Raw genomic sequence first — 20607 nt, 5'->3', positions numbered from 1 at the left:
TTTATTATGGCAACTACAACAAATTTTCAAGAAACAGCCCTGAGCTTTGCAGAAACAATTAGACAGGGGATCCCAACGGTATTACCCGCAGCTAAGCCTTACCCTGCAGGTGCTAACCGCGCCCCTAAACGTAAAGACATTCTTTCTAGTGAAGAAAAACAGTTAGCGGTTAGAAATGCGCTACGCTACTTCCCAAAAGAGTGGCATCAAGAATTAGCCACTGAATTTGCTCAAGAGTTAAAAGACTTTGGCCGTATTTATATGTACCGCTTTAAGCCTAACTATGATCTAAAAGCTCATTCCGTGACGGATTACCCAGCAAAATGTCAACAAGCTGCTGCAATCATGTTGATGGTAGACAACAACCTAGATCCGGCTGTCGCGCAGCATCCAGAAGAGCTAATTACTTACGGCGGTAACGGTGCAGTGTTCCAAAACTGGGCACAGTACTTATTAGCCATGAAATATTTAAGTGAAATGGAAAGTGATCAAACCTTACACTTATACTCTGGTCACCCGATGGGCTTATTTCCATCAAGTGAGGATGCACCACGTGTTGTAGTAACTAACGGTATGATGATCCCTAATTATTCTCAGCCTGATGATTGGGAAAAATTCAACGCACTAGGTGTAACTCAATATGGTCAAATGACCGCTGGCTCATTTATGTACATTGGCCCACAAGGCATAGTGCACGGCACCACAATTACGGTAATGAACGCTTTCCGCAAAGTACTAAACAAGGGTGAGAGCCCACAAGGTAAAATATTCCTGACTGCCGGCTTAGGTGGCATGAGCGGCGCGCAACCAAAAGCGGGTAACATTGCAAACTGTGTAACGGTTTGTGCTGAAGTTAATGCCAATGCCGCCACTAAGCGTCATCAGCAAGGCTGGGTTGATGAGCTAATTGACAATATGGACGACTTGATTGCTCGTGTTAAATCAGCACAAGCTAATGATGAAGTGGTATCCATTGCTTATATCGGTAATATCGTCGATGTCTGGGAAAGCTTTTATGAACAAGAAATATATGTGCACTTAGGCTCAGATCAAACTTCACTGCATAACCCTTGGTCAGGCGGTTATTACCCTGTTGACATTAGCTACGAAGAATCAAATCGATTGATCCGTGAAGAGCCAGAAGTTTTCAAAGAAAAAGTACAATCTACTCTAAAGCGCCATGCTGATGCCGTTAATAAGCACACAGCACGTGGTACTTATTTCTTCGATTATGGTAATGCATTTTTACTTGAAGCATCACGCGCAGGTGGCGATGTTATGGCGGAAAATGGCATTGATTTTAAATACCCGTCATACGTGCAAGATATTTTAGGCCCTATGTGTTTTGACTATGGTTTTGGACCATTTCGCTGGGTGTGTGCTTCAGGTAAATCAGAAGATTTAGATAAAACAGATGCTATCGCTGCAAGTGTATTGAAAAAAATCATGCAAGAGTCACCTGAAGAAATTCAGCAACAAATGCAAGACAACATCACTTGGATTGAAGACGCTAAGCAAAACAAGCTAGTGGTTGGCTCACAAGCGCGTATTCTTTATGCTGATGCTCAAGGCCGCATGGAAATTGCTAAAGCCTTTAACGATGCGATTAACAATGGTGAAATTGGCCCAGTAGTCCTTGGCCGAGACCATCATGATGTTAGTGGTACCGATTCTCCGTTCCGTGAAACCTCAAACATTTATGATGGTAGTCGTTTTACCGCTGATATGGCGATTCACAATGTTATTGGTGATAGTTTCCGCGGCGCAACTTGGGTTTCAATCCATAATGGAGGCGGCGTCGGTTGGGGTGAAGTGACTAACGGTGGCTTTGGTATGTTACTTGACGGCTCAGCAGCAGCAGAGCGCCGACTAAAATCTATGTTACTGTTTGATGTTAACAATGGCATTGCACGTCGTAGTTGGGCACGTAATGAAGAAGCTAATTTCGCTATTAAACGTGAAATGGCACGCACACCTAAGCTTAAAGTCACCTTAGCCAACCTAGTTGAAGATGATATTTTAGATAACTTATCACTATAATATTTGATTATTCCACTAAGTTATTAAAAAGCCAGCTTCTGCTGGCTTTTTTATGCACAGGATGTGCGGTATGTCGCAATCACATGGTCGTTCTTTGCCATCCATGGCAGCACGACATTAATATATCCTTACATGTCGATGTGAATGAGCGTGTATGTACCGAATTTCTCTAAGACTATTTGTCTTTCACGGTAAAATAGCGCCCATGCATTTTGATGCAATGAAACATGATAAGCTCGCTACAAGTCAATAAAATATGGCCTGTCGTAACTATGACGCTATAATGACGTAACATAACTCTCGCTATTTTTTCAGCTCAATTGCATATTGGCCACCGAAACGAGAATGACATTTTAGGAGTATTCATTGCACACGAATCAATTAAATAAGCTCAGTTCAAACTTATCCCCAGAACGAGTTAAATTTTTCCGTAAAGATAATGGTTGGTCACAAGAGTTATTAGCCAAAGCCTCTGGCCTAAGCTTAAGAACCATTCAACGCGCAGAAAAAGATGGCAATAGTTCAGCGGAAACTCAGTTGGCGCTAGCAGCAGCATTTAATATTTCTCCAAAAGAATTATTTCCTGTTTCATCAACCTTAGATGTAAATTGGAAGAGGAAAAATATTATGCAAAGTTTTTTAGCGCTGCTCGTCGTGATGGGAGCCGTTATTATGTTGGGTGTACTTGCGGGGAATTTGACCATGTTCATTGATATTGCAAGTATCTTATTTGTGCTGTTGTTTATGTATGCCGCTACGGTGATTTCTTTTGGCACTTTAGGATTAATAAAGTCAATTAAGGGTCTTAGTTACTTATTCGCCAATGAGATATCGCCAACACCAGCGACAGAATTTTTGTCAATAATATTGAAAAAGCAAATATTTTTTATCTACGGAGCGGCCTTCATTGGCTTATTGTTGGGAAGTATCGCCATACATGCCAATGTTGAAGAAAGCATTGTTTTTCATCGAGCTTACGCGGTAAATTTGCTGGTGCTGCTATATGCCGCAATTATTGCTGAAGGAATATTAAGGCCGCTTGCAGCTAAGTTAGAGCATAGAGAGCTTAGTGCTAAATTTGATTAATGTTAGTTAACCTATATTTAAACGCACTCAAGAAATAAGCACTTCACACAAGCTTGACATAATATGTCAAGCTTGTTACCGTCTCTAATACACTGTTAATGGCTAATTAATAGTCATTGTTTTATTGGAGGTGGTAATGGAATACATTTTATTTTTTGAAACTTGGATAGTTCTTGCCTTACTATTTGCCTGTTTAGAAATTTTTGTACCCGGTGGCATTCTCCTCAATTTAGGCATTGCTTCACTGCTAGTGGCAATTGGCGTGCATCAACAAATTCTCGATACTTGGGTGCTTACCCTAACCACTTGGTTTATTCTCGCAACACTGTTATTAATTGTGGTTTACTTTTTTACTGATCGCTTTTTTGCCGGTGATACCACAGTAGAAAATGTTCATGAAGAACTCGATATTTACGGTAAAACCGTGCAAGTTGTTGAGCAAATAGGCCCAGGCACTAACGCTGGTCGAGTTAAGTTTCAAGGCACAACGTGGACTGCGCTCAGTGATGGTTCGATCATTTCACCTGGGAGCAAAGCATCAATTGTTTGCAAAGAAAATATCTCTTTAGTGGTTGAAGCCATCAAATAAACTCCCGCTTAATTTAACATCTAAAATAAAAATAGGAGCATACCTATGCTAGCAACAATTACCTTTGTTTTTCTCGCTTTGCTGTTTATTGTGGTAAAGCTAGTCTTAATCGTACAAATGAAAGAGGTATGTGTAATCGAGCGCTTAGGTAAATTTCGCGCCGTCATGCAACCTGGACTACATTTTTTAATTCCCTTTTTTGATCGGGTTGCTTACCGTCACGAAACTCGAGAACAAGTATTGGATATTCCTGCACAAAGCTGTATTTCTCGTGACAATATTCAAATTAGTGTTGACGGCTTAGTGTATATTCAAGTCATGGATGGTGCGAAAGCCAGTTACGGCATAGAAGATTATCGTCGCGCCAGCATCAATTTAGCACAAACCACTATGCGCTCAGAAATTGGTAAATTAAACCTTAGCCAAACATTTTCTGAACGCGATACCTTAAATGAAACCATAGTGCGAGAAATTGATAAAGCATCAGATCCTTGGGGAATTAAGGTATTACGCTACGAAGTACGCAATATCACGCCATCAGAAAACGTCATTCATACCTTAGAAAAACAGATGGAAGCTGAACGGCAAAAACGCGCTGAAATTACGTTAGCTGAAGCGGAAAAAGAATCCACAATTAATTTGTCAGAAGGTGAGCGCCAAGAAGCCATAAACCTTTCTGAAGGCGATAAACAAAAGCAAATTAACGAAGCACATGGCCGTGCGCAAGAAATAGAAATTCTCACACAAGCCTCTGCTGAGGGCATTAACTTAATTGCAAAAGCGGCGGCATTGCCTAGCGGTGACCAAGCGATAAAAATGCGCTTATTAGAACAATTTATTGGTCAAACCGGCAATATTCTCAAAAATGCCGAAGTGTCTATCGTGCCAAGTGAAGTCGCTAAACTTGAAGGTTTCTTCCAAGGTATGGACAAAGTAACGCAAAATATTCAAGGAGCGAAATAATGATGCCAGTTAACGCAAATCCTATCGAATTAGCCGTGTTAGCGGTTTGGGCGTTTATCTTTTTGTACTTAGCCTTTAAGTTTTTCCAAGCTATTTGTTTAGTACCAACAAAGTCCGCTTATGTGGTTGAGCGTTTAGGAAAGTATCGTTGTACGTTAGCGGCAGGTTTTCATGTCTTGCTACCCTTTATTGATCGCGTGGCTTTTATTCAAGATCTCAAAGAAGAAACCATAGATGTACCACCACAAGAATGTTTCTCGAAAGACGAAGTAAATGTGGAAGTCGATGGCGTTATTTATATTCAAGTGGTTGATGCGGTTAAAGCCAGTTACGGCATAACAGATTATCGCTTTGCCGCTATGCAATTGGCACAAACCACAACCCGCTCCGTTATCGGGACATTAGAATTGGATAGAACTTTTGAAGAGCGTGACATTATCAGTGCGAAAGTTGTAGAAGTGTTGGATAAAGCCGGTGAAAGTTGGGGCATTAGAGTACACAGATATGAAATCAAGAACATTACGCCACCTATCACTGTGCGCAATGCCATGGAAATGCAGGTTAACGCTGAGCGAGAACGTCGGGCAATATTAGCGAAAAGTTTAGGTGACAAGGCCAGTCGTATTAATCGCTCTGAAGGGCAAATGACGGAGTTAATTAACCTCTCTGAAGGTGAAAAACAACGACGTATAAACTCGGCTCAAGGTAAAGCCGCTGAAATATTAGCTATTGCACAAGCTACCGGTGATTCAATTAGCAAGCTCGCCAGTGCCATCGAGCAACCTGGCGGTCAACAAGCATTAGATATGCAATTAAGTGAGCAATATTTACAGCAAATGAAAGGCTTAAATCAACAATCAACTAAAGTGATTTTGCCGGCTAATTTACTCGATTTTCAACAGTGGCTAGCAACCGCTGGCATTCATAAAAAGTAGCTCAGCTAAGAAAAGAAGAAATGAGTCTTAAGTAATAAAAAACCGACAAGATCGTCGGTTTTTTATCATTGTTATAGCAGAAGGAAACCAATAGAAAAAACTAAAAACAACGAACATGCTAACCAAATCCTATCAGTTATGATGGTTTTCTTTTCTTTATTTACCTGCCGTAATTTACTTACCAACAGATAAAACCCCGTTGTTAATAAGGCAATGAGGAAATGAACTTGAATGGTTATCGGTTCGCTATTTTCCTGCCAAAGAAACACTGGACCTGAGTACGAGACGTAAAACAAATTCAATAAAGAAACATGTGCCCATAACAGTAAAAATAACAATGTTATTTTATATTGGTAAATTGCTTTTAATGTTTTGGTAATAACATTATTTGCCATAAAATATTAACCTTAACTTATTTCTTCCTAATGATGTTGTTACAACGACAGATTGACACTAATCGTTATACTTTCACTGTTGTCGCCCACTGCAATAAATCATCATATAGATAATTATAATTCAATTCCTTGCGCAGTTTATCACCAACAACTTGCTTACCGGCATTGCTAACTTGCTCTTGTTCAAAGCGGGGTTCCACTAAGCCCATCGCTTTTGCGGTTTGTTGATAATAATCTTTGCGACTGATTTTAGTACCACTGACAACATTATAAATTTTTGATGACTGCTTTACTCGGCCTTCAATCAACATTTTAATAATGTTTACCACATCAGTTTGATGTACTAAATTTACTTGCGCGCTAGCATTTTTAAAGAGACGATCAGCTTGTAAAAACTTTCCTGGATGACGATTCGGTCCCACTAAACCTGCTAAACGTAAAATGTGGACCTGTTTTGAAAACTCCTGTACGGCTTGTTCAGCAGCCAACAAGGTTTCAACTTTTTCAGCACTTAAGTTCAACGCTTTACTTTCATCAATTTCGCCGACTAAACCGTTATAAATAGCGGTAGTGTTCAGTAAGACAATCTGTTTGGTTTGCCCTAATTCGGCTAATTTCACCAACTGCTGAATTTTCAAAGGATAATCTAATCGACCCTTTTTTAGCTGTGGTGGAATAGCAATAACTAACACGTCTTGTTGAAACAACGCTTGCTCAACGCCAGCTATATCAAGGTTATTTTCGAGTTCATTGATATCTGCGGTAATAGGTAACATTAACTGTGTAGACGGTATATTTAAGCTATTAAGCTTTTCTAGCGTTGATTGCGATTGATAACTCGCAAGAACTTCAATATTTTCAGCCAATAAAGCTTGTGCCAACGCTTGCCCTAACCAACCACAGCCAATAATACTCACACTCATAAAAGAGTTTCTCCACAATTAGTAATTTTCGTCACCGCACTACTTCGCTCACTTTACAGCACAATAAATTAATTAAATTGATACCGTCGTTGTAAACACTTAGCCAACGCCTTTTGCTTGCTCGCTGCGGTAACCTTCAATCGACTCAACAACGTCATCCGCAATGGCATTTGGTACGGGAATAGATAAGTTATATTGCAATATTTTCCAACCTTGATTGGTTTTAATAAGCAAGCCACTACCGCGACAACGACCATAGTTTTTGTTCTCTAATAATTCATCAAAAAATACGATATTTTTTGCTTGCGTAACAGAGATATGACGCTCTATTGGCTGGTATAACCAACCCTTACCTTGGCTAAAATAGGGTTTAACAAACGCAGAGAATTCCAATTTATTCCAACGCTCACCACTATCTGTCCCCAAATATATCGCATTATCAGCCAATAGCTCCATATACTCATCATAATTTGCTTCGGCCGCCGCTTGGTGAAAACTATCCAGTACTTGCTCAAGCTCTTCATTTGCCAAAGCAAAAAAGCTAAAGAAAATAAGAAAGAATATTGCTTTGTTCATGTTGACCTATTCCCTGGTAAAAATTAATTTCACCATGATAACTGAATTTTGTGTTGCTTGTCAGCGCTTAATCAAGCTGTTGCCTTTTTAAAACGGCAACATAACAGCCAGTAAATATTGCCGCTATTTTATCGCCGCAATATACTTGCACCTCAATAGTGAAACGGGCATTTTTTCCCAACGTCAGTGCATCACTACTACCACTAACTAAGCGCTTAGTGGTTTTTGCATGCGCAACCCCTGCCAATGGCGCAAGATAACGAATATTACCTTCTGCCAATACTATATCCGCCTGCTCTTGGCACTCTTGCAAAGCAAAGTAAACCCAGCCCCAGCCAGTTAATGTTGCTAGAGTATAAATGCTGCCAGCAAACATAGTATTGTGTAAATTCTTATTGAATGTAGGCTCACAATTAGTGATGAGCTGCTGTTGATCAAAATGACATATAGCTATATTCATCGCTTTGCTAAGTGGTATAGTTTGATGCCAAATCTCTTGTAACGCCTGAGCTTTTTCTACTAAATGCCCTGCTGAGCCAGTAAGCGACTTAAGCATTTTATAATGATCAATATCTTGATATAAGGTGTGTGAAAAGCCAATTTTTTGATAACCACATTGCTCGTAAAACCCTAATGCATTTTCTCTTGCATTAAGCTCGAGTTCACTAGCTCCTCGCTGCGCAGCAATTTCCTCAAACTCCTGAAGTAATACTTTTCCTAAACCTTTTCCTTGTGCTTTTTCAGCAATTGCCATATAGCGAACTTGCACGCGATGTTGAGCACTTTGATGCAATCGACCAACGCCTAGAATATTATCCATATCATCAACAATTACCCGATGGTATGATTGTGATTCTAATTCATCTTTTTCACTGCCTAGAGGCTGGTGCCATGGCTGACGTAGTATTTGCCAGCGAAGTTGATAATAAGCAGCTAATTCAACTTTATCTTTTGGGGCTCTACATGTGTACATTATCTATTATTACTCTTAAACCATTTAAATCAGGGCGCTAAAAACACGTGAAACTTACTCAACATGTTAATCAAGGTCGACTAGTTTACCTCAGTAATGACAAAGACCAAATATCGATTAATGAGAATAAGTATTATCGTTGGTTAACGTTTGACGACGTTATCCAAAGCGTTATGCATTTACGCCAACCTGAAAAATTAACTTTGCCACACCAATACGCGATACTGATGCCGTTACTCTTTTTTAAGCCAACGCGAATAGCAGAATTGGGGCTAGGGGGCGGTAATATCAGCCGCTTTTTAAGAGCATTGCATTCTGAGATAGAGGTCGTCAGTGTTGAACTTTCTCAGCAAGTAATTCGCTGTTTCAGTGAGTTTTTTAATCCCTTAGCGCATAGCGTCACCATTGAAAATGATTCAGCGCTCAATTGGTTGCAAAATACCGATAATAACAACGTAGATTGGTTAATTTGCGACGTTTATCAACATCACACCAATAGTTTTCAGAGTCGAGTCGAGCTATTAACGGCATTAATCGATAACTTAACAGAAAATTCTTGTTTAACCATTAATTTACCTGATCTTGATGACCATGAAATTAATCTTTGTTTAACGATATTACAGCAGTTACAAAGTAGCCATCAAATCATATATTTTCATATTCCACGCTACCTTAATATTGTCATTCACCTTCTGCCCAGTCACTGGCCAATCACTAATCTTAAAAAGCGCTCAAAAGCTAGCTACCTTCCTTTGTGGCAATATCGTCGATGGCGAAAATATTTCGCACATCATATTAGCGCCCACAATGAAGATTTAACATTGTAAGTTAATCGTCACTGGGCCGTCATTTAGTAACCTTACTTGCATATCGGCACCAAATATTCCCGTTGGAACCTCAAAACCAAAACTGCGTAATTGCTGACAAAAGGCCTGATATAATTCTTCACTCATTTTCGGTGATGCCGCGGTAGTGAAACTAGGACGTAACCCTTTTGAGGTATCAGCTGCTAAGGTGAATTGTGAAACAACTAAAATTTCTCCTGCAACTTGTTGAACATTCAAGTTCATTTTGCCGTTGTCATCTTCAAAGATGCGATAACCCGCCACCCGTTCCGCCAGTCGTTTGGCTTTCGCTTGGTTATCCTCCGGCTCAATAGCTAGAAGCACTAATAAACCTTGTTCTATTTCACCAACTATCTGGTTATTAACACTCACACTCGCTTCAGCTACTCGTTGCAATAACGCGATCATTTATTCAAATTTCCCTGCTCGATAATAAAGTTCGCCATAGTATCTGCTGCTTTGCAAAAACCATCAATAGTTTGCGATTCAAAACCACCATGACCGGCTTGAGGAAGAATTTGCAATTGTGCATTAGACCAATTCTGTACAAGTTGATAAGCATTGCTCAGCTGGCAAACCATATCGTATCTACCGTGTAAAATAATCGCAGGGATCTTAGATATCGTTGCTAAGTTATTTAAAATATAACCTTCATCAATAAAGCAGCTATTGACAAAGTAATGACTGGAAATTTTTGCCATACATAAGGCTTGATGAGCATCATCAATATAGCCCTGATCAATATTGTGATGCTCAATGGTAGATAAGCGCAACTCCCATAAACACCAAGCCTTACTCGCTGCAATGGCTGCTATTTCATTGCTACCAATTAACAGCTGATAATAAGCCTGCAATAGTTCTGTGTGCCCGGTTGTTGGAATATGCTGACTAAACTCTTGAAAGTATTCTGGAAAAAAACATGCCGCGCCAGATTGGCTATAAAGCCATTGATATTCTGCACTGCTACCGAGAAATATTCCTCGAAGAATAAAACCCGATATTGCATCAGGGTATTTAATACCATAAAGAATCGCTAACGTCGTTCCCCATGAGCCCCCGGCTACCAACCAGCGAGTAATATTTAGATGCAGACGGATATATTCCAAATCTTCAACTAAATCGGCACTGGTGTTGTTATCTATACTAGGCGAAGGGATAGAACGACCACAACCTCTTTGGTCGATTAGAATAATACGATATTTTTCGGGGTCGAAATAACGGCGATGATTTGGGCTACAACCGCCGCCAGGACCGCCGTGGAGATATATCACAGGAATGCCGTCTGGGTTACCGGATTGCTCAATATATAATTGGTGCCCCCCTGTAACTTTTAACCATTCTTTTTGATAAACGGCAATATTCGGAAAAAGCATTCTAGACATATTTTCCCCTTGCAAAGAACATAATCATTTTAGCGGCAAATATAGTAAATTACGACTTTCAACTAATCACTATAAACTACGTATCAATCAACGCTTTCCGCTAATAATTCATTTTTTTGTTTTAATTCAAAATCCTCTAACGATACCGTGAATAATGCACCAATTAATACCACAAGCCAGCTCAGATAAACCCAAAGAAACAAAATAGGAATACTTGATAATGCGCCATAAATTGCTTGATAAGATGGCAATTGAGTAACATAGATAGCAAATGATTTCTTTGCAATTTCGAACAAAATGGCAGCTAAAGTAGCCCCGGCAAAGGCAAACTTAGCCGGGATAATTTTATTTGGCACCACCATGTATAAGATAAAAAATGCCGCAATAGAAGCAAATAACGGTAAAGCACGAACAAATATATTGGTTATGCCCAGTAAATCATAATCACCAAGTGATACCAGCGAAATAATATAGGAAGTCATGACTAAGCTACTCCCCACTAACACAGGTCCCAAGGTTAAAACCATCCAGTACATTGAAAATGAGGTCATCACTCGACGTTTCTCATTAACCCGCCATAACTTATTAAGACATTTATCAATGGCAGAAATTAGCAGCATAGCAAAAATGAAAAGTGCCGTGATAGCAACCGCAGACATTTTAGAGGCATTACTAACAAAGCCGGTAATGTGTTCTTGCACAACATCACCAGACGCAGGGACAAAGTTTTGATAAACAAAATTTTCAATCAATTCACGAATTTCTGAAAAAATAGGAAATGCTGTCATCACAGAAAGCATAACCACCATTAATGGCACTAACGACATGAGTGTCACGTAAGACAAATATCCTGCGGTGACATGAATATGTTCTTTTTTAAGATTGCTAAGAAACAAGTGTAAAAAACTTAGCATTCGTATCATATAACGATGCTGCTTAATTTTGTCGAATTTAGATAACATATATACCACTATTGATTGATCTAACTTTCACACTTTAGTTTTATGTGAGTACGCTATTTAGAGCTTGGCTATATATTAAGGTAATGTCAAAAATAACGATAGTGCATTGTTACAATATCATTTTTTCAAGTATCTTGTGGAAGCACATGGCTTATATTCTCGATGCAAAGATCATAGAAAATAGTTTTAGCCAATAAGCTTAAGGGGAATTACGAAAATAGCTGTTCGTAATTGTCTTCAGAACTATCCGCTAGCTGATTTATTTCTGCTAATAACTCAGATAGTTGCTTAATTTGTTTTGGCCCAGCTGCGCCACTTTCAAATAGTTGACTCAACTGCTGTAATGTTTTTAATTGCTCTGGAGACATAGAAACATCCTATTTCTTTTTTATTTTTATTTTTATTTTTATTTTTTATCTGCAAAACTTTAGCCCGCGGTACGTCTCTTCGTGCTAGGAAATATCACCATATTACTACTTTCGCTATCACGTCCATCATTGATAAATTCATTGTAGAGCTCATCAAGTTCGCGCTTTTCTAATAACTTTACATTATTGGCCACAGCTTTCTCAAATAAACAATTTAATCGTACCAGTTTACTAGGTTCCATATATTTAACCTTACGTTGCTCTTAAAAGCGCTGTAGCTGCTTGTTGATACATTAAATATAGCACCTGAAACAAGTTCTAAAAGGTGAAGAGAAAAAACTGAAATGAGATATGTTAGAAAGCGACTAAAAACACGACAAAAAAAACTCACCAAACATCTGTTTTTATTAACAATAACTAACGATGTTGAATTTTAAGTGTGCTAATTGCTGATAGTATTTTGAGATATGTCTTACATTTATTGCCTCTTAGTCAAAGACATGACGCACAAAAAAACCACCTGAATCTCTTCAGATGGTTTTTCAGGTCAGTGGCTAGCTATACGTTATTTAGCAGCGCGACCTTCACGTTTACGATCAGACTCTTTTAAGAACTTCTTACGTATACGAATACTATCAGGTGTTACTTCAACTAACTCGTCGTTATCAATAAACTCAAGCGCTTGCTCAAGTGACATGATAATAGGCGGCGTTAACGTTTGTGCTTCATCAGTACCTGATGAACGAACGTTAGTTAATTGCTTACCTTTAAGTGCATTAACCGTTAAGTCATTATCACGTGAATGAATACCGATAATTTGACCTTCGTAAATATCTAAGCCGTGACCAATTAACATACGGCCACGAGACTGTAAATTAAAGATAGCGTTAGTTAAGGCTTTACCTGTAGCGTTTGCGATCATTACACCATTTAAACGTTGACCGATATCGCCACCTTTGTGAGGGCCATATTGTAGGAATGTATGGTAAATTAAGCCTGAGCCTGAAGTTAACGTCATAAACTCAGTTTGAAAACCAATTAAACCACGGCTAGGCATAATAAAGTCCATACGAATACGGCCTTTACCATCTGGTGCCATATCAGTAAGTTCCGCTTTACGGATACCCATTTTTTCCATGATAGGGCCTTGATGCTGTTCTTCAACATCAATGGTCACTGTTTCATATGGTTCTTCAATTTGGCCGTCAACTTCACGCATGATAACTTCAGGACGAGAAACCGCTAGCTCGTAACCTTCACGACGCATGTTCTCAATTAAGATACCTAAGTGAAGCTCACCACGACCCGAAACTTTAAACTTATCAGGATCATCTAATTGCTCAACACGTAACGCTACGTTATGAACTAATTCTTTGTCTAAGCGATCTTTAATGTTACGTGAAGTAACATACTTACCTTCTTGACCTGAAAAAGGAGAAGTATTTACTTGGAAGGTCATGTTGATAGTTGGTTCATCAACCGATAATGGTGGTAACGCATCAACTTCATTTGGACAACAAATAGTGTCAGAGATTTTTAACTCACCTAAACCAGTAATGGCAATAATATCACCCGCTTCAGCAAGCTCAGTCTCATGACGTTCAAGACCTAAGTAACCGAATACTTTACCTACTTTACCGTTATGTAACTTACCGTTAGCACCCTCTACTGTAACTTGTTGGTTAGGCTTAACACTGCCACGCGTAATACGACCAACACCAATTACACCTAAGTACGAGCTATAATCAAGTTGAGAAATTTGCATTTGGAATGAACCATCGGCATCAGCTTCTGGCGCTGGCACTTGGTCAACGATAGTTTGAAATAATGGTGTCATATCGTCACCAACAACATCTTCTTCCATTGATGCCCAGCCGTTAATTGCTGAGGCATAAACTACTTGGAAGTCTAATTGGTCGTCAGTGGCACCTAAGTTATCGAATAAATCGAATACTTGATCCATTACCCATTCAGGGCGTGCACCTGGCTTATCAATTTTATTGATAACAACAATAGGTTTTAAACCTTGAGCAAAAGCTTTTTTAGTCACAAAACGTGTTTGTGGCATTGGGCCTTCTTGTGCGTCAACAATAAGTAGCACTGAGTCTACCATTGACATTACTCGTTCTACTTCACCACCAAAGTCAGCATGGCCAGGAGTATCTACGATATTTACACGGTAGTCGCCCCAGTTAATAGCAGTGTTTTTTGCTAAAATTGTGATACCGCGTTCTTTCTCGATATCGTTTGAATCCATAACTCGTTCTTCTAGACCATTTCTGGCGTCAAGAGTACCTGATTGATCTAATAACTTATCAACCAAAGTTGTTTTACCATGGTCAACGTGGGCGATGATGGCAACATTACGTAATTTATCTAACACGGGCGTTTTGCTCAATAGGGCTATAATTGGGCGCGTATTGTACAGGAGAAGTACAATTAAATACACTGTATTGAAAAAATATAAATTTTATTAATAACAAAATAATTTTCAATTGTTATACTGCCAATGGCCAAATTAGAGCATACGCACCACAATGCAGCGCACCGCGCACCAAATTAGTGCGCTATGAATTATCAATAAAGATTAAAACCATACATTTCAATAACTTTAGCTTTGGCATAATATTCGCTTATGCACAGACAATAGAAAATTACTTTTTAAAAATATATAGAACTCACTACACCGGAGACTTTCAATGTCAAACGCAGTTTTAGATCTAATTAAAGAACATGACGTCAAATTCGTTGATTTACGTTTTACTGATTCAAAAGGTAAAGAGCAACACGTTTCAATTCCTCATCATCAAGTAACTGAAGATTTTTTTGAAGACGGCAAAATGTTTGACGGCTCTTCAATTGAAGGCTGGAAAGGCATTAACGAATCAGACATGGTGATGATGCCTGACGCTGACTCTGCGGTATTAGACCCATTTACTGAAGCGGTAACATTGAACATTCGTTGTGATATTGTTGAACCAGCAACGATGCAAGGTTATAGCCGTGACCCACGTTCAGTGGCAAAACGCGCTGAAGACTACATGCGTAGCACAGGCATTGCTGACACAGTACTAATTGGCCCAGAGCCAGAGTTTTTTGTATTTGATGATGTACGCTTTCATACCGACATGAGCGGCTCATTCTACAAGATTGATGATAAAGAAGCCTCTTGGAATTCTGGTACGGAATACGACGAAGGCAATATGGGACACCGTCCTGGTGTAAAAGGCGGCTATTTCCCAACGTCACCGGTAGATTCGTCTCAAGATTTACGTTCTGCTATGTGTTTAGTGATGGAAGAAATGGGCTTAGTTGTTGAAGCACATCACCATGAAGTTGCTACTGCTGGTCAAAATGAGATTGCTTGTCGTTTTAATACTATGGTACTTAAAGCTGATGAAGTGCAAATTTATAAATATGTGGTACATAACGTTGCACACGCTTACGGCAAAACAGCGACCTTTATGCCAAAACCACTTGTCGGTGATAATGGCACAGGTATGCATGTTCACCAGTCTTTAGCTAAAGACGGTGTTAACTTATTTGCTGGTGATAAATACGGCGGACTATCTGAAACAGCGCTTTACTACGTTGGTGGTATTATCAAGCATGCTAAAGCACTAAATGCCTTTACTAATGCTTCAACAAACTCATACAAGCGTCTTGTTCCTGGTTTTGAAGCTCCAGTAATGTTGGCATACTCTGCCCGCAACCGCTCGGCATCAATTCGTATTCCAATTGTACCTACACCAAAAGCAATGCGTATCGAAGTACGTTTCCCTGATCCAACAGCCAACCCATACTTAGCATTCTCAGCAATGCTAATGGCAGGCCTTGACGGTATCAAAAATAAAATTCACCCTGGCGATGCAATGGATAAAGATCTATATGATCTGCCAGCAGAAGAAGCAGCAGCAATTCCACAAGTTGCGGCATCATTTGAAGAAGCACTCGATGCGCTGGAAAATGACATGGACTTCTTAATTGAAGGCGGAGTTATGGACAAAGACATGATCAATGCCTACATCAGCTTAAAACGTGAAGAAGTTGAATTATTAAACTCAACAACACACCCTGTTGAATTCGATATGTACTACAGCGTGTAACTATTTCAAATAGTTAGTTACTAAAAAAGCTCACTTCGGTGAGCTTTTTTTGTGGCGAAAAGGTTAATATTTGGATAGATTAGAGAAAGACCTATGGAACAGGAAGTTTATTTTTGAATAAATTTGCACGTATATGTATATTTTTTATATTGTTCACGCAAGCGGCACCGTTATTTGCGGGTTCGGCTAAAATATATGTATGGCGCAATGAACAAGGAGTGTTAGTATTTTCAGACAGCCCGAAACCTGGTGCTGAAGAAGTAGAAGTAAAAGAATCCAATACCATTAAATCCTCCGTTGACACTTCAGTTCTAGATATCACTCCAAAGGTTATCGAAGAAAAATATCAAGTTGCTATTACTCAACCAGAAAATAATGCCACTGTTCGCGACAATACAGGTTCAGTTTATGTTGCTGGCAGAATAAAACCCATCTTTAAGCGCGGCCTTAAAATACAGTTATATTTAGATGACGAACCATACGAAAAACCCCAACCTCACTCCATGTTTGTATTGAGAAATATTGATCGAGGCGAACATCAAATAAAAATGGTCTTACTTGGTGATAAAGGCAAGGTTATTGCAACATCTTCTCCTGTAACGTTTTATATGCATAGAGTCTCCGTTAACAAGGCTAACTAGCAAGATTTAAGTGCATATTGCACCATAATTATTTACACTCGTTACTTAACGCACTACTTTGGTGCGAAGGATGATGATGTCTAATAATGCCGTAAACTTACAGAAGCTAAAATTTCACTACCAGCAAGCATTACCTAACCAAATGGTAACAGCGGTAGTTGTTTTAGATAAAAACCTCAGCATTTGTTATGTTAACCCTGCGGCAGAAGCTTTACTGGTTAAAAGTTTAAGTAAACTATACCAACTTCCTATCGAACAAGTATTTTACAACACGCCAATTAATAACAACCGACTGCAACAGCTACTGACCACTGGCCAAGAATTTAGCGATAGTGACGTAACCATAGAATTTTTTGATCATCGAAAAATTACTGTTGAAATTACCGCATCATCGGTCAACTTTGATAACCAACCACACATATTGTTGGAATTTAAACAAATTGACCAACAAAAACAGATCAGCGCAGAAGCTTTTCAGCAACAACAATGGGAATCTGCACGAGACTTAATTCGTGGCTTAGCTCATGAGATCAAAAATCCTCTCGGTGGCTTGCGTGGAGCCGCGCAATTATTAGATTTAGAGCTAAATAGCGAACAAAAAGAATACACTGCCATGATTATTGAACAGGCCGATAGACTAACCAATTTGGTTGATCGCTTACTAGGGCCTAACCAACTGCCCGTCATGAAATTGCAGAATATACATATAGTGATTGAGAAAGTTTTTCAGCTCATTCAATACGACAATCCTAAAAATATCACCTTAATACGTGATTATGATCCGTCAATTCCAGAAATGATCTTTGATCAAGACAAGCTGCAGCAAACGGTTATCAACATTGTCAACAATGCCATTCAAGTGCTGAGTGGTGAAAATAAAATTACGCTTAGAACTCGGGCTGCAAGCAACAAAACCATTAACGGTAAGCGTATAAAACTATGTGCAGAAATTACCATTATCGATAATGGACCAGGCATACCGGAACATATTCAAAGCACATTATTTTACCCTATGGTTTCTGGCAGAGCATCTGGCACAGGTTTAGGGCTATCTATTTGTCAAACCATTGTTCATCAGCATAACGGTAAGTTGTCATGCCAAAGCCGACCTGGACACACAGAATTTACCATTTTATTACCTTTTAACAGCGAGAAAAACTAATGATCACAGAACAAGTTTGGATAGTCGATGACGACAGCTCAATTCGCTGGGTACTGGAGAAAGCATTGTCCAATGCTAATATCAGCGTTGGCACCTTTCATAATCCTGAAGATCTATTAATTGCCCTTGAACATAGTCAGCCGGAAGTCATCATTTCAGATATCCGTATGCCTAATATTGATGGTATGACTCTACTCAGTCAGATCAACGACAGATTTACTCATATTCCCGTCATCATCATGACCGCACATTCAGACCTTGATAGCGCCGTTAATGCCTACCAAGGTGGCGCATTTGAATATTTACCTAAACCATTTGATATAGATGATGCTGTCAACCTGACTAACCGAGCATTAACCCATGCCAGAGAATTAAAGTCTAAGAAACAACTCAATATACCTACGGTTGATAATGTTGGTATTATTGGCGCAGCTCCTTCAATGCAGGAAGTTTTTCGAGCTATTGGCCGACTTTCACGTTCAAGCATCAGCGTACTCATTAACGGCGAGTCAGGCACAGGTAAAGAGCTCGTTGCTCATGCTTTACATATGCATAGCCCACGATCAACAGCACCTTTCATTCCACTCAATATGGCAGCGATCCCTAAAGACCTTATCGAGTCTGAATTATTTGGCCATGAAAAAGGGGCATTTACCGGTGCCAACGCAGTTAGACAAGGTCGATTTGAGCAAGCTCACCAAGGAACATTATTTTTAGATGAAATTGGCGACATGCCACTTGATATTCAAACCCGATTATTACGGGTACTGGCGGATGGACAGTTCTACCGAGTTGGAGGACACTCACCAATAAAAGTTGATGTCAGAATAATTGCAGCCACTCATCAAAATTTGGAAGAACGAGTCAATAGTGGCGAATTCCGTGAAGACTTATTTCATCGTTTAAATGTTATCAGAATACATATTCCAAGCCTTAGAGAACGTAAGGAAGATATTGGACAACTTGCATTACATTTTTTAAAGCAAGCTGCAAATGAGCTCTCTGTCGAAAGCAAAACCCTTCATAAGTCTACTTTAAGTTATTTGGAGCAATGCGAGTGGCCAGGTAATGTGAGACAGCTTGAGAACATCTGTCGTTTTCTTACCGTCATGGCCAGTGGGAAAGAGGTATTGCTTGATGACTTACCTAGTGAACTTACTGAAGCCCCTGTTGCAATTGTTAGTGGTGAAAATAGCTGGCAGGACAACCTTAGGGCCTGGGTAAACAACGAACTATTGCAAGGTAGCAGTAATATCATAAATAACGCCTTGCCAGAGTTTGAAAAAGTTTTGCTTAGCAGTGCCTTAGAACATACTCAAGGACACAAGCAAGAAGCGGCTAAGCGCCTTGGTTGGGGCCGAAACACCTTAACTCGAAAACTAAAAGAATTAAATATGCCTGACTAGGGAAGCTATGCATCTTGTATTGGAAAGCTAATCACCTGATCAATTGAATCGGCATCAAATGCCAGCATAAGCAGCCGGTCAACTCCCAGAGCAACACCTGAACATTGAGGTAATCCGTGCTCTAGGGCTGATAGAAAGTTTTTATCAATTACACCTTGCTTTTTGCCTAGCTCAGCTCTCGTTCTATTGTCTTGGTCAAACCGATGTTTTTGTTGCTTTGCATCGGTAAGCTCATTGAAACCATTGGCTAACTCAATACCCTTAAAATAACATTCAAACCGTTCCGCTACCCTATCATCCTGCGAACTAATTTTAGCTAATGAAGCTTGGTTAGCAGGAAAATTGTAAACAAAACAAGGACGCTCTTTTCCTATCTTCGGCTCAATTAACTCAGACATTACAAACTGTAATAAAGTATCTATACTCTCTTCTTTGGCAAGCCAATCACTATACATGCCACGAGCAGTAATTAATGTAAGAAGCTCACTTTTCGTTGTCAGTAATGGGTCTATGGCAACTTCACGCATAAACAGCTCTTGATAAGTAATTTTATCAACGCCGCTACAACTCAATACCGCAGATAATAAATCTGCAACTTCATCCATCAATTGGAAATGATCAAAACCGAGTCGATACCATTCCAGCATAGTAAACTCTGGATTATGATGGCGCCCGTGCTGTTCGTGGCGAAATGCTTTACATATTTGATAGCAACAGCCATAGCCACTGGCTAGAAGACGCTTCATGGCGAATTCAGGCGATGTTTGTGCATATAACGATATTGATTGCTCAATATCACTATCAGCGGAGTAATTAAACTCAGTGATAAAAGCATCGAGGTAAACATCCGTAATTGTGCCGTTCGACAGTAGAGGCGTTTCAACTTCAATTACATGACGCTTGCTAAAGAAGCCTCTAATTGTGGCTAGTATCTGTGCACGTTGCTTAGCGTGCTGCCAACTCATACTTGGTTGCCATGCCATTAATACACTTACCTTAAGTATAGATTTTAAATATTGCACTACTGTAAACGAAAAAAGCCCTTGTCAAAAGACAAGGGCTTACTTATACCTTAAGAAAAGGGAGCCTGATAATGTCCTACTCTCACATGGGAACTCCCACACTACCATCGGCGCTACTGCATTTCACTTCTGAGTTCGGCATGGGATCAGGTGGGTCTACAGTGCTATTGTCATCAGACAAAAAACGTTATGAATTAATTAACTTATAAATTAACTAAGTCATAAGGTTTTAA

The 20607-nt window shown here is 39.5% G+C and carries 21 protein-coding genes and 1 rRNA gene; 10 read left to right on the top strand and 12 right to left on the bottom strand.

Translation table 11 applies throughout. From position 1 onward, the window contains the following. Positions 1–6: 6 nt before the first annotated feature. The 5 genes from hutU to AC27JP_RS19630 all read left to right on the top strand — a co-directional run bounded on the left by hutU (position 7) and on the right by AC27JP_RS19630 (position 5613). Positions 7–2040, top strand: a complete 2034-nt coding sequence (gene hutU, locus AC27JP_RS19650) for a urocanate hydratase (protein ID WP_487117637.1) — start codon at positions 7–9, stop codon at positions 2038–2040. Positions 2041–2406: 366 nt separating this feature from the next. After that, positions 2407–3126 carry a helix-turn-helix domain-containing protein gene (locus AC27JP_RS19645; protein ID WP_487117636.1) on the top strand — a complete coding sequence of 240 codons (720 nt, stop codon included), beginning with the start codon at positions 2407–2409 and terminating at the stop codon, positions 3124–3126. 136 nt (positions 3127–3262) lie between these two features. Beyond that, positions 3263–3715: an NfeD family protein gene (locus AC27JP_RS19640; protein WP_487117635.1), complete on the top strand. Its 453-nt coding sequence runs from the start codon at positions 3263–3265 to the stop codon at positions 3713–3715. Positions 3716–3760: 45 nt separating this feature from the next. Further along, a complete protein-coding gene (locus AC27JP_RS19635; RefSeq protein ID WP_487117634.1) occupies positions 3761–4678 on the top strand; it encodes an SPFH domain-containing protein in 918 nt (305 codons plus the stop codon). Between the two features lie 2 nt (positions 4679–4680). Then, positions 4681–5613 (top strand): SPFH domain-containing protein, encoded by a 933-nt coding sequence (locus AC27JP_RS19630; RefSeq protein ID WP_487117724.1) that lies wholly within the window; start codon positions 4681–4683, stop codon positions 5611–5613. Between the two features lie 71 nt (positions 5614–5684). Here AC27JP_RS19630 and AC27JP_RS19625 read toward each other — a convergent pair whose 3' ends face one another. The 4 genes from AC27JP_RS19625 to AC27JP_RS19610 all read right to left on the bottom strand — a co-directional run bounded on the left by AC27JP_RS19625 (position 5685) and on the right by AC27JP_RS19610 (position 8480). After that, a complete protein-coding gene (locus AC27JP_RS19625; RefSeq protein WP_487117633.1) occupies positions 5685–6008 on the bottom strand; it encodes a hypothetical protein in 324 nt (107 codons plus the stop codon). Positions 6009–6073: 65 nt separating this feature from the next. Further along, positions 6074–6931, bottom strand: coding sequence for an NAD(P)-binding domain-containing protein (locus AC27JP_RS19620; protein WP_487117632.1), 858 nt, complete (start codon positions 6929–6931; stop codon positions 6074–6076). Positions 6932–7030: 99 nt separating this feature from the next. Then, the gene (locus AC27JP_RS19615) at positions 7031–7507 is read right to left on the bottom strand and encodes a nuclear transport factor 2 family protein (protein WP_487117631.1); all 477 of its coding nucleotides are present in this window, start codon (positions 7505–7507) and stop codon (positions 7031–7033) included. A 67-nt stretch (positions 7508–7574) separates the two neighbouring features. Beyond that, the gene (locus AC27JP_RS19610; protein WP_487117630.1) at positions 7575–8480 is read right to left on the bottom strand and encodes a bifunctional GNAT family N-acetyltransferase/hotdog fold thioesterase; all 906 of its coding nucleotides are present in this window, start codon (positions 8478–8480) and stop codon (positions 7575–7577) included. Between the two features lie 47 nt (positions 8481–8527). Here AC27JP_RS19610 and AC27JP_RS19605 point away from each other — a divergent pair, with 47 nt between their 5' ends. Beyond that, positions 8528–9307, top strand: coding sequence for a spermidine synthase (locus AC27JP_RS19605; RefSeq protein WP_487117629.1), 780 nt, complete (start codon positions 8528–8530; stop codon positions 9305–9307). Here AC27JP_RS19605 and dtd read toward each other — a convergent pair. The 6 genes from dtd to typA all read right to left on the bottom strand — a co-directional run bounded on the left by dtd (position 9296) and on the right by typA (position 14420). Beyond that, on the bottom strand, positions 9296–9733 hold the full coding sequence (gene dtd, locus AC27JP_RS19600) for a D-aminoacyl-tRNA deacylase (RefSeq protein WP_487117628.1): 438 nt from the start codon (positions 9731–9733) through the stop codon (positions 9296–9298). The two genes, AC27JP_RS19605 and dtd, sit on opposite strands and share 12 nt — an antisense overlap. Continuing rightward, on the bottom strand, positions 9730–10707 hold the full coding sequence (gene pip, locus AC27JP_RS19595) for a prolyl aminopeptidase (RefSeq protein WP_487117627.1): 978 nt from the start codon (positions 10705–10707) through the stop codon (positions 9730–9732). The genes dtd and pip overlap by 4 nt, the downstream gene beginning before the upstream one ends. Positions 10708–10790: 83 nt before the next feature. Beyond that, positions 10791–11669, bottom strand: a complete 879-nt coding sequence (locus AC27JP_RS19590) for a virulence factor BrkB family protein (RefSeq protein WP_487117626.1) — start codon at positions 11667–11669, stop codon at positions 10791–10793. Between the two features lie 209 nt (positions 11670–11878). Beyond that, positions 11879–12037: a hypothetical protein gene (locus tag AC27JP_RS19585; protein ID WP_487117625.1), complete on the bottom strand. Its 159-nt coding sequence runs from the start codon at positions 12035–12037 to the stop codon at positions 11879–11881. A 59-nt stretch (positions 12038–12096) separates the two neighbouring features. After that, positions 12097–12279: a hypothetical protein gene (locus tag AC27JP_RS19580; RefSeq protein WP_487117624.1), complete on the bottom strand. Its 183-nt coding sequence runs from the start codon at positions 12277–12279 to the stop codon at positions 12097–12099. A 323-nt stretch (positions 12280–12602) separates the two neighbouring features. After that, the gene (gene typA / locus AC27JP_RS19575) at positions 12603–14420 is read right to left on the bottom strand and encodes a translational GTPase TypA (RefSeq protein WP_487117623.1); all 1818 of its coding nucleotides are present in this window, start codon (positions 14418–14420) and stop codon (positions 12603–12605) included. A 316-nt stretch (positions 14421–14736) separates the two neighbouring features. Between typA and glnA the strand changes: the two genes are divergently transcribed. The 4 genes from glnA to glnG all read left to right on the top strand — a co-directional run bounded on the left by glnA (position 14737) and on the right by glnG (position 19352). Beyond that, complete coding sequence (glnA, locus tag AC27JP_RS19570) at positions 14737–16143, top strand: glutamate--ammonia ligase (RefSeq protein ID WP_487117622.1); 1407 nt, start codon at positions 14737–14739, stop codon at positions 16141–16143. Positions 16144–16256: 113 nt separating this feature from the next. Further along, positions 16257–16784, top strand: coding sequence for a DUF4124 domain-containing protein (locus tag AC27JP_RS19565; protein ID WP_487117621.1), 528 nt, complete (start codon positions 16257–16259; stop codon positions 16782–16784). Between the two features lie 70 nt (positions 16785–16854). Then, a complete protein-coding gene (glnL, locus tag AC27JP_RS19560) occupies positions 16855–17946 on the top strand; it encodes a nitrogen regulation protein NR(II) (RefSeq protein WP_487117620.1) in 1092 nt (363 codons plus the stop codon). Further along, positions 17946–19352, top strand: coding sequence for a nitrogen regulation protein NR(I) (glnG, locus tag AC27JP_RS19555; RefSeq protein WP_487117619.1), 1407 nt, complete (start codon positions 17946–17948; stop codon positions 19350–19352). Before glnL ends, glnG begins: the two co-directional genes overlap by 1 nt. A gap of 5 nt (positions 19353–19357) precedes the next feature. On the opposite strand, the gene epmA is transcribed toward glnG, so the two are convergent. Both epmA and rrf read right to left on the bottom strand, forming a co-directional pair. Beyond that, the gene (epmA, locus tag AC27JP_RS19550) at positions 19358–20335 is read right to left on the bottom strand and encodes an elongation factor P--(R)-beta-lysine ligase (RefSeq protein WP_487117618.1); all 978 of its coding nucleotides are present in this window, start codon (positions 20333–20335) and stop codon (positions 19358–19360) included. A gap of 102 nt (positions 20336–20437) precedes the next feature. Next, positions 20438–20552: ribosomal RNA gene (gene rrf / locus AC27JP_RS19545) — 5S ribosomal RNA — on the bottom strand. Between the last annotated feature and the right edge of the window lie 55 nt (positions 20553–20607).

It is taken from the genome of Colwellia sp. SU-HH01172, assembly GCF_057553355.1.
This window is presented reverse-complemented; position numbering and strand designations above follow the sequence as displayed.